Source organism: Candidatus Methylomirabilota bacterium (assembly GCA_035709005.1).
Classification (GTDB): Bacteria; Methylomirabilota; Methylomirabilia; order Rokubacteriales; family CSP1-6; genus 40CM-4-69-5.
Genome location: DASTFB010000029.1, coordinates 1 through 10,293, shown reverse-complemented (window position 1 = coordinate 10,293; position 10,293 = coordinate 1). Strand labels below are relative to the sequence as shown.

Genomic DNA, 10,293 nt, shown 5'->3' with positions numbered 1-10,293 from the left:
AGCGGATTGGCCGCATCGTACGTCGGCGTCTACCGGTCGAGGTACTGTCCTACAACCCCTCTACCGGCGAGATCGGCCCGCGCCGAGTCATCAACTGGTACGACAACGGACCTGCGGACCATTTCCTGCAGTTCGTCGTAGACGGTGGTCCGGCTCACCGCGGGTTCTTCGCCCCAACGCCGAACCATTTGATCTTTACGCTGAACGGTCAGGTGCCGGCCGGAGACCTCCACGTCGGCGACTCGGTCTTGTTTGGGATGCCGGACTACAGATTCACCTCGGATCAGTACCAGCTGTTGCTGGGTGGCACGCTCGGCGACGGATCCCTGAGGATGGCAGGGCGTCACTCCGCATACTTTCGCGTGGGACATTCGTCCAGGCAGAAAGAATATCTTCACTGGAAGCATGTTCTGCTCGAGCCGTTCTCTCGCCCCATCGGCAGGGTCGGTAATGGGTACGGTTTCAGTACGTTGGCGTCGCCGGCGGTCGCCGACCTCCGGCGCCACCTCTACGACGAAGATGGGCAGCGGATAGCAACAAGCGCGGCTCTTCGGCAGCTCGATCCACGAGGCCTAGCTGTGTGGTACGGCGATGACGGTGCATACGAAGGAAGCCATGCTCGGTGGGGTAAGGGTAAGGCGCTGATCTGCAACAAGTCCCTGAAGGGGGAATCACGCCGAGTTGTATGTGAAACCATGGCACGGCTTGGGATCGGTGAACCGAGCGACGATGGTGTTCGTTTCCGGTTTAATGCCGAACAGACCGCCCGGTTTCAGGCGTTGATCGCCCCATATCTTCATCCCTGCGTTGACTACAAGCTGCATCAGAGCCTGCGAGGCCGTTTTGCCTGGCATCCCGAGGTGTTGAGCGAATCTCTTGCTGGTCGCCGCATCATGCGCGCCGTTCCGGTTCGGATCCTCCAGCGCTACATCAAGGCCAACAAGCGACGTTCACACCGGTTCGACCTGGAGATCGAGGGCCACCACACCTACCTGGTGGACGGCGTTGTCGTCCACAACTCCCCGGAGACCACGCCGGGCGGGCGCGCGCTGAAGTTCTATGCCTCGGTGCGCATCGACGTGCGCCGTCAAGACGCGATCAAGCAGGGCACGGACTCGATCGGCGTCCGGACCAAGGCCAAGGTGGTCAAGAACAAGCTGGCCCCGCCGTTCCGGGAGGCCGAGTTCGACATGATCTACGGCGAGGGGATCTCCAAGGCCGGCATGATCCTCGACACCGGCGTCGAGCAGGAGGTCATCGAGAAGTCCGGCACCTGGTACACCTACAAGAACGAGCGAATCGGGCAGGGTCGCGAGAACGCCAAGAAGTGGTTGCAGGACAACCCGGCGGTCCTCGCCGACCTGGAGTCAAAGATCCGGGAGACCCTGGGCCTGCGCGTGCCTGCCGCGGTCAAGTAGGGAGGACCTGTGGACCTCGACACGCTCCTCGTCGCCAGCGTCACGGAGGGCGCCTCCGACCTGCACCTCAAGCCGAACTCGCCCCCCATCTTCCGCGTCCACGGCCGGCTGGTGCCCCGGCCCGACCTGGGTGTCGTCACCGCCGCGGACATGGAAGGGGTGGCCCGGCGCGTCCTGCCCGAGCGCCTGTACGGCCAGCTCAAGGACGGCCGCGAGATCGATGTGGCCTACGCCGTCCGGGACCACGGCCGCTTCCGCGTCAACATGTTCCTGTCGACGGGCCAGATCCGCTCCGTCATGCGGGCGATTCCCACCCGCAAGCCGCGCTTCGAGGAGCTGAACCTGCCCCCGGTGCTGGAGAAGCTCTCCATGGAGCGGCGCGGGATGATCCTCGTCACCGGCATCACCGGGTCCGGCAAGTCGACGACGCTGGCCGCGATGATCGACTTCATCAACCGGAGCCGGAACGATCACATCATCACCATCGAGGATCCCATCGAGTTCGCCCACGAGGACATCAACTGCGTGGTCAGCCAGCGCGAGATCGGCCACGACTCGACCAACTTCGCCATCGCGCTGCGCGCGGCGCTGCGCGAGGACCCCGACGTCATCCTGGTCGGTGAGATGCGCGACCCCGAGACCATGTCGGTGGCCCTGCACGCCGCCGAGACGGGCCACCTCGTGCTCTCCACCCTGCACACCCTGAACGCGACGGAAACGGTGAACCGCATCATCGGCACGTTCCCGCCGCACCAGGAGCAGCAGATCCGTGACCAGCTCGCCGCCGTCATCGTGGGCGTCCTCTCCCAGCGGCTGGTGCCCACCATCGGGGGCGACGGGCGGGTGCCGGCGGTGGAGGTCATGATCGGCACCGCCCTCATCAAGGACTGCATCCGGGAGGCCAAGCGCACGGCCGAGATTCCGGCCTACATCGCCCAGGGCACCGCGCAGTACGGCATGCAGACCTTCGACCAGTGCCTGCTCAAGCTCTACCGCGACGGGATCATCTCCTACGAGACGGCCCGGGAAGCCGCCACCAACGCCGACGACTTCGACCTCAAGGTGCGCGGCATCTTCTCGACCGGTGAGTTGACGTTCGAGGGCGACCAGAAGAAGCCGGCGCCGGGCCTTCCGGGGCCGGGCGGCGGGCCCGCTCCCGGCGCGGGCGCGAGCCCGTTCCGCAAGCGATAGGTAAGCCCCGCCGCCCGCTGGATGTCCCCGCGGCGCGCCGGGCGGCGGCCGATCTGATCTCCCGCCATCCCTGGACCCGCGCCGACCTGAACCGCCGCCTCGTCAGGCGGGGGGCGCCGCTGGACGTCGCCGAGGCCGTCGTCGCCGAGCTCACCGGTCGTGGCTACCTGGACGACGCCGCCTTCGCCCGGCGCTGGGTCGAAGCGCGCGGCGGGCGGGGATACGGTCCGGCTCGCCTGCGGGCCGAGCTGCGGGCCCACGGCGTGACCCCCGCGGTGGTCGACGCGGCCCTGACCGCGCTCGACGCCGACACGGAGCTGGAGCAGGCGCGGGTCCTGGCCCGGCGGCGTCTGGCCGTGCTCCGCCGCTCGCGCCCCGACCGCGCCAGCGCCCGGCTGGCCGACTACCTGGCGCGCCGTGGCCACCGCGCCGAGGTCGTCGCCCGCGTGGTGCGCGAGCTGACCGGCGGCCGGGCGCCGTGAGCCGGATGCTACAATGATTGCCTCATGACGGGCGATCGACTGCGCGAGACGTTTGTCCGCTATTTCGAAGGCCGCGGCCACACACGCGTGCCGTCGTCATCGCTCGTGCCCGGCGACGACCCCACCCTGTTGTTCACCAACGCCGGCATGGTGCAGTTCAAGCGCGTCTTCCTGGGCGAGGAGCGGCGGGACTACCGGCGGGCCACCTCCTGCCAGAAGTGCGTGCGGGCCGGCGGCAAGCACAATGATCTCGAAAATGTGGGCCGCACCGCCCGCCACCACACGTTCTTCGAGATGCTCGGCAACTTCTCCTTCGGCGACTACTTCAAGGCCGAGGCCATCGCCTTCGCCTGGGAGTTGCTGACCCGCGAGCTCGGCATCGACCCGCGCCGGCTGAGCGCCACCGTCTTCACGGACGACGATGACGCCGCCGCCCTGTGGAAGAAGATCGCCGGCCTCGGCGACGACCGGATCCTCCGCCTGGGCGAGAAGGACAACTTCTGGGCCATGGGCGACACCGGGCCGTGCGGCCCCTGCTCGGAGGTCCACTTTCACCAGGGCGATCACTTGCCCTGCGCGGAGGTCGCGGCGGGCCGGCCTTGCCAGGGACCGGCCTGCGAGTGCGACCGCTGGCTGGAGGTCTGGAACCTGGTGTTCATGCAGTTCAACCGCGACGCCGCCGGCCGGCTCACCCCGCTGCCGCAGCCGTCCATCGATACGGGAATGGGCCTGGAGCGGGTCGCGGCCGTGCTGCAGGGCAAGGCGTCGAACTTCGAGACCGACCTGCTGTGGCCCCTGGTGAGCCGGGTCGCCGACCTGTCGGGCCGGCGCTACCGCGTGCGCGAGGACGACGACGTGTCCATGCGCGTCATCGCCGACCACGCGCGCGCCACCACGTTCCTCATCGGCGACGGCGTCACGCCCTCCAACGAATGGCGCGGCTACGTGCTGCGCCGGATCATGCGGCGCGCCATGCGCCACGGGCGCCTGCTCGGCCTGCAGGAGCCCTTCCTCTACCGCACGGTGCACTGGGTGACCGAGCTGATGCAGGCAGCCTACCCGGAGCTCGCCGGTGAGCGCCGCCGCATCGAGGACGTCGTGCGTGGCGAGGAGGAGCGCTTCGCCGAGACCCTGGACACGGGCATGCGCCTCATCGAGGAATACGATCAGGCGAACAAGGGTGGCACCAGTCCCCTCGTGCTCGACGGGCGGTTTCTGTTCAAGCTGTACGACACCCACGGCTTCCCGCGCGATCTCGCCGAGGAGATCTTCGAGGACAAAGGCTGGCGGGTGACGGACGAGACCGAGGGGGCCTACGACGCCGAGATGACGGCCCAGCGGGATCGGGCGCGGGCGAGCGCGGCGTTCGGAGCGGACGACGGCGAGGGGGCCCACCTGTACCAGCAGCTCGTGGCCGAGGTCCCGGCCGTGGAGTTCGTGGGCTACGACACGCTCACCGCGCCGGGGCGGATCCTCGCGCTGGTGGACGTCGGCCAGCGGGGGCCCCGCCGGGTCCGCGAGGCGGTGGAGGGCGACGAGGTCGAGGTCATCCTGGACCGCACGCCCGCCTACGCCGAGTCCGGCGGCCAGGTGGGCGACACCGGCACCCTGGTGGGGCGCGCGGGGCGCGGCGAGATCGTCGACACGTACCACCGCGGCGCCAAGCTCGTCGTCCACCGAGTGCGCGTGCGCGCGGGCGGATTCCGGGAAGGGGAGGACGTGGCGGTCAGTGTCGAGTCGCCGCGGCGCCAGGGGCTGCGCCAGCACCACACCGGCACGCACCTGCTCCACGCGGCCCTGCGCAAGGTCCTCGGCACCCACGTCGCCCAGGCCGGCTCGCTGGTGGCTCCGGATCACCTCCGCTTCGACTTCTCCCACGGCACCGCGCTGCGCGACCCCGAGGTCGAGCAGATCGAGGGGCTCGTCAACGAGCAGGTGCAGGCCAACCTCGCCGTGCGGCACGAGGAGATGGACCTGAACGAGGCCCTGCGCGCCGGGGCGCTGGCCCTCTTCGGCGAGAAGTACGGCAGCCGGGTGCGCGTGATCAGGATCGGCGACTTCTCGGTCGAGCTGTGTGGCGGCACCCACCTGGATCAGACGGGCCAGCTGGGCCTGCTCAAGATCACGACGGAGGGCGCGGTGGCCTCGGGGGTGCGGCGGGTGGAGGCCGTGGCGGGCCCCGCGGCGCTGGCCGCGGTGGCGCGTCAGGAGCGGGCCCTTCGCGAGGCGGCCGAGATCCTCAAGATCGCGCCCGGCGACGTGCCCCAGCGCCTGCGTCAGCTCGTGGAGAGTCAGCGGGCCCTCGAGAAGCAGCTGGCCGAGCTGGAAGCTCGGCTGGCCCGCGGCCGGGCCGACGAGCTGGTGGCGCAGGCCCGTCAGGTCAACGGCATCGCCGTCGTGGTGGCGCGCCTGGACGGCCTGGATGCCGACGGGCTCCGGGCCGTGGTCGACCGCGTCCGCGAGCGGCTCGGCTCGGGCGTCGTGTTTGTCGGCGGGGTGGCCGGTGGCAAGGTCTCCCTGGTCTCGGGGGTCACCAAGGACCTGACCTCGCGCGTCCAGGCCGGCAAGCTCATGCAGGAGGTCGCCAGGGCGGCGGGCGGCACCGGCGGGGGGCGGCCCGATCTCGCCCAGGGCGGGGCCAAGGACGCGAATCGGCTGGACGAAGCGCTACGGCAGGTCGTCGCACACGTCTCTGCCAGGGCCGGCAACTGACCGGCTAGAATAGTTCTCGTGATGAGCGTGGAGGCCCCGGGCGGCGCTCCGGCTGGGCCCCGCGACGCCCCGGGGGCGGGCGCGCCCGAAGATGGCTCCCTCGTCACCCGCCTGGCCGCCAGCGTGTCCCACGAGCTGCGCAACCCGCTGGCGGTGATCCTGGCTCGAGTCCAGCTCCTGCAGCTGGGGCTCAGGGTCGGCAAGCCCGTCGACAACGACAAGCTCGTCTACACGCTCTCCGCCATCGAGGAGCAAGCCCTGCGCGCCTCGAGGATCGTCGACAACCTCTCGAGCTTCGCGCGCCCGCGCCCGCCGCAGCTCGGACCCGTGGACCTGGCCGAGCTCGTGCAGCACGTGCTGAGCGCGCTGCAGGGTCGGCTGCAGAGCTCCGGGGTGTCGGTCGAGGTCGAGGTCGGTCCGGACGTGCCGACGGTGACGGCCGACCGGCTGCAGATCCAGACCGCGCTGGCCCAGGTCCTCCATAACGCCATCGACGCCATGCCGGACGGTGGCCGTGTGCGCATCGGCGTCCGCCGGAGCCCGAACGGCGTCGAGGTGAGCGTCGCCGACGGCGGCCCCGGCGTGCCCCGGGAGGACGCCGCGCGAATCTTCGAGGCGTTCGTCTCCACCCGGCGGGGCGCGGCGGGGCTGGGACTCTGCATCGCGCAGACGATCGCCGCCGCCCATGGGGGCGCGGTCCGCCTGGTGGAGGCCGGGGTGCCAGGCGCGGAGTTCGTCCTGAGCCTGCCGGCCGGAAGCTGAGGCGCCGCCGTCGACCCCTTCTTCTCGATCCTGCACACCGTCGCGGAAACGGTCAGCCGCAGCCTGGACGTCGACGAGGTGGTGCGGACGGCCGTGGAGGCGCTGACCCAGGTCACCGGACACGAGGTCTCCAGCCTGCACCTCGTTTCCGAGGACGGGCAGTGGCTGGTGCTGCAGGGCGAGCGAGGCATGTCGCCCGCCCTGCGCGAAGTCAATCGCCGGCTCCCCGTGGGCGAGGGGCTGATCGGCAAGGTCGCGACCACCGGTGAGGCGGTCTGTGTCCCCGACGTCATGGGGGCCTCCGATCTGTTTCCCCCGGCACGCGTGGCCGTGCGCTCCGCGAGGATCCGCGGGTTCGTGTGCGTGCCCATCCGGAGCCGCGGCCGCATCCTGGGCACGCTGTCCCTCGGCCGCCGGACCGCCGAGCAGTTCGACGAGCGGGAGGTGGCGCTGGTGCAGGCGACCGCGCATCAGATCGGCATCGCCGTGGACAACGCGCGGCTCTATTCCGAGACCCGGCACCAGCTCGACGAGCTCAAGCTCACCCAGAGCCAGCTGATCCACGCCGAGAAGCTGTCGGCGGTGGGCGAGCTGGCTTCCGGCGTGGCCCACGAGATCAACAATCCCCTCACCACGATCCTCGGTCAGGCGCACCTGCTGGCCCGCGCCGGCGAGCTCTCTCCGGCGGCGCGCGAGCGGGTCCAGATCATCTCCGAGGAGACCACGCGGGCGGCCCGCATCGTCCAGAATCTGCTGACCTTCGCGCGCCATTCGACCCCCGAGCGCCGCCCCTGCTCGCTGGTCGACCAGGTGAAGCGGGTGCTCGACCTCAAGGCCTACCAGCTCGACCAGGACAACATCCGGGTGGTCACCGATCTGGGCGCCTGCCCCGCCGTGTACGCGGACGCCAACCAGATCCAGCAGGTGCTGCTCAACCTGGTCCAGAACGCTCACCAGGCGCTGGCCGGCCACGCGGGCAAGCGGATCCTGACCCTCCGGGTCCGGGCCAGCAAGCAGTGGGCGGTGATCGAGGTCCTGGACACCGGCCCGGGGATCCATCCCAACGTGCTGCCGAAGATCTTCGACCCGTTCTTCACGACCAAGCCCGCCGGGCACGGCTCCGGCCTGGGCCTCAGCGTCTCCTACGGCATCGTGAGCGAGCATCGCGGCCGGCTCCGGGCGCAGAATCGTCCCGGGGGCGGGGCGGCCTTCGTCGTCGAGCTGCCCGTCGGCGAGCCCCGCGGCTGAGCCCGTGCGCCGCGCCGCGCTGGCCGGGCTGCTGGGCGCTGTCCTCGCCGCCGGTTGCGGCCACGTGGGCGGCCCGATCGCAGGTGCGCCCGCCCACCATCGTGAGCGCGGCTTCGCCAACCCGGTCACGACGCATGAGCCGGCGAGCACGTGGGTCCGCGCCCGCTTCGTGGTGAGCCGGATCTGGTCGAGCACGTTCAGCCCGCGGGCGATCGAGCTTCCCCGTGTCGCCAACGATGGTGCGGCGCTGCGGAGCAACCGCACCCGGCCGACCGTGACCTGGGTCGGCCACGCCACCCTGCTCGTGCAGCTCGACGGCGTCAACGTGCTCACGGACCCCCAGTGGTCGGAACGGGCCAGCCCGGTGAGCTTCGGGGGCCCCCGGCGCGTCACTCCCCCGGGTCTTCGCTTCGAGGACCTTCCGCCCATCCACCTGGTGCTCATCTCCCACGATCACTACGACCACCTGGACGTGGCGACCGTCCGCCGCCTGGCCGCCGAGCATCGTCCTCGGTTCATCGTGCCGCTCGGGGTCGAGACGTGGCTCGCCGGCCTCGGCATCACGGACGTGGCGGAGATGGACTGGTGGGACCGGCGCACCGAGGACGGGCTGACCATCACCTGCGTGCCGGCCCAGCACTTCTCGGGGCGCGGCCTCTGGGACCGGAATCGTCGCCTGTGGAGCGGATGGGCCATCGCCGGCCGGGACCGGCGCCTGTTCTTCGCGGGCGACACGGCCTATGCCGGCGTCTTCAAGGAGATCCGCCGGCGAGCCGGGCCGTTCGACCTGGCGGCCGTCCCCATCGGGGCGTACCTGCCCCCCATCATCATGCGTGCCGCGCACACGACGCCGGAAGAGGCGCTCGACGTCTTCGAGGACATCGGCGCGCGGGCCTTCGTGCCGATTCACTGGGGCACCTTCGACCTCGCCGAGGAGCCTCTCGACGAGCCGCCCCGGCGTCTGGCCGCGGAGAGCGGTCGTCGCGGGCTGGGTCCCGAGCGCGTGTGGGTGCTCCGGCACGGCGAGACCCGGAGCTGGTGACCGGGCCGGCGGCTACACCGCCTCGAGCAGGAGGCCTTTGAGGTAGTTGGTCTGCGGCACGGTGAGGAGCACAGGATGGTCAGCCGGTGGCCCGAGCCTGGCCAGCACCCGCAGCCGGACTCCGGCATCCGTCGCCGCCTCTCGGCAGATCTCCTCGAAGAACGTCGTGGAGACGTGGTGCGAGCACGAGAAGGTCGCCAGCCGGCCGCCCGGCTCCAGCAACCGCATCGCGCGCAGATTGATCTCCTTGTAGCCCCGGGCGGCGGCCGGCAGCGTGCGGCGGCCGGGAGCGAACGGCGGCGGGTCCAGCACCACCAGGCCGAAGCGGGCGTTCGCACGGTCCAGCCGGCGCAGCTCGTCGAAGGCGTTGGCCGCGACGAGCTCGGCGCGGTCGGCCACGCCGTTCAGGGCGAGGTTCTCCCGGGCGCCGGCGCTGGCTTCGGGCGAGGACTCGATGCAGACCGCATGGCCGGCGCCGGCCAGCAGCGCGTGGCAGGCGAAGGCGGCGGTGTAACAGAAGGCATCGAGGACGTCCCGCCCGGCAGCCAGCTCCGCCACGCGCGGGTAGTTGTCGCGCTGGTCGAGGTAGAGCCCGGTCTTGTGGCCGGTCCCGAACCTGACGACGAGGCGGACGGCTCCGGCCTGCACGACGACGTCGGGCGGCCCCGGCTCGCCGAGCCAGCCGCGCTCCGGCTCGAAGCCCTCCAGGCGCCCGGGCGTCGGGTCGTCGGCGCAGAACACGGGCAGCGGTCCCACGGCGGCGCGCAGGGCCCGCGCGAGCTCCCGGCGGCGTTGCGCGATGGCGAGCGTCGAGCACTGGATGACGAGGACCGGGCCGTAGCGATCGGCGACGAACCCAGGCAGGCCGTCGGCCTCGCTCCAGACGAGGCGGCCCAGCGTCGGCCCTGCCGCGCCCCCACGCAGCGCGACGGCCGTTTCGATCCGGCGGTGAAGGAGCTCGCCATCGAGCGCCTCGTCCTGCCACGTGACGACGCGGCAGCAGAGGGCGGGCCCGGGGTTGTAGAATCCCCGACCCACGAAGCGTCCGCTCGAATCGACGACCGTGACCGCGTCGCCGGCTCCAGCGCCCCCCACGTCGGCGACATCGCCCTTGAAGATCCACGGATGCACCCGCGCCCGCCCCTCTCGCCCCCTCCTGAGCCGCAACACCCCCCCACGCATGCTCGCGAGCTTACCCGAAGCCCGATGACGAAGAAGCACCGGGCCCGTGGGCAATACCAGCCGCCGAAGCCTGAGCGCGAAGGCGAGGCCGCCGCTCAGCGGCGGCCGAGGCCGAGTGGAGGCGCCGGCGCCGCGCCGTGGTTCAGGGGGAGCGGGGGGTGGTGACCTCCGTGAGACCCGTTTCCCTGCGACGCTGACGACGCCGGCACCGTAGATGGGAAACGAATGCGCGCTCATCGCCGCCGCCCTCGTGGTC

Annotated in this window: 8 protein-coding genes; 7 read left to right on the top strand and 1 reads right to left on the bottom strand. The window is 71.0% G+C overall.

Translation table 11 applies throughout. The annotated features are described in order from the left end of the window. The 7 genes from VFR64_04475 to VFR64_04445 all read left to right on the top strand — a co-directional run. The coding region (locus VFR64_04475; protein ID HET9488996.1) for a recombinase RecA at positions 1-1,418 on the top strand (1,418 nt) is incomplete at its 5' end. A 9-nt stretch (positions 1,419-1,427) separates the two neighbouring features. Beyond that, complete coding sequence (locus VFR64_04470; GenBank protein ID HET9488995.1) at positions 1,428-2,609, top strand: type IV pilus twitching motility protein PilT; 1,182 nt, start codon at positions 1,428-1,430, stop codon at positions 2,607-2,609. Beyond that, the gene (locus VFR64_04465; protein HET9488994.1) at positions 2,606-3,091 is read left to right on the top strand and encodes a regulatory protein RecX; all 486 of its coding nucleotides are present in this window, start codon (positions 2,606-2,608) and stop codon (positions 3,089-3,091) included. Before VFR64_04470 ends, VFR64_04465 begins: the two co-directional genes overlap by 4 nt. A gap of 24 nt (positions 3,092-3,115) precedes the next feature. After that, positions 3,116-5,803 (top strand): alanine--tRNA ligase, encoded by a 2,688-nt coding sequence (gene alaS, locus VFR64_04460; GenBank protein ID HET9488993.1) that lies wholly within the window; start codon positions 3,116-3,118, stop codon positions 5,801-5,803. Positions 5,804-5,824: 21 nt separating this feature from the next. After that, entirely contained in the window at positions 5,825-6,565 is a 741-nt protein-coding gene (locus tag VFR64_04455) for a HAMP domain-containing sensor histidine kinase (protein HET9488992.1), read from the top strand. Between the two features lie 27 nt (positions 6,566-6,592). Further along, the gene (locus VFR64_04450) at positions 6,593-7,813 is read left to right on the top strand and encodes an ATP-binding protein (GenBank protein HET9488991.1); all 1,221 of its coding nucleotides are present in this window, start codon (positions 6,593-6,595) and stop codon (positions 7,811-7,813) included. Between the two features lie 4 nt (positions 7,814-7,817). Continuing rightward, entirely contained in the window at positions 7,818-8,855 is a 1,038-nt protein-coding gene (locus VFR64_04445) for an MBL fold metallo-hydrolase (protein HET9488990.1), read from the top strand. A 12-nt stretch (positions 8,856-8,867) separates the two neighbouring features. Here VFR64_04445 and VFR64_04440 read toward each other — a convergent pair whose 3' ends face one another. Then, on the bottom strand, positions 8,868-10,037 hold the full coding sequence (locus tag VFR64_04440) for a class I SAM-dependent rRNA methyltransferase (protein ID HET9488989.1): 1,170 nt from the start codon (positions 10,035-10,037) through the stop codon (positions 8,868-8,870). Positions 10,038-10,293: the final 256 nt, after the last annotated feature.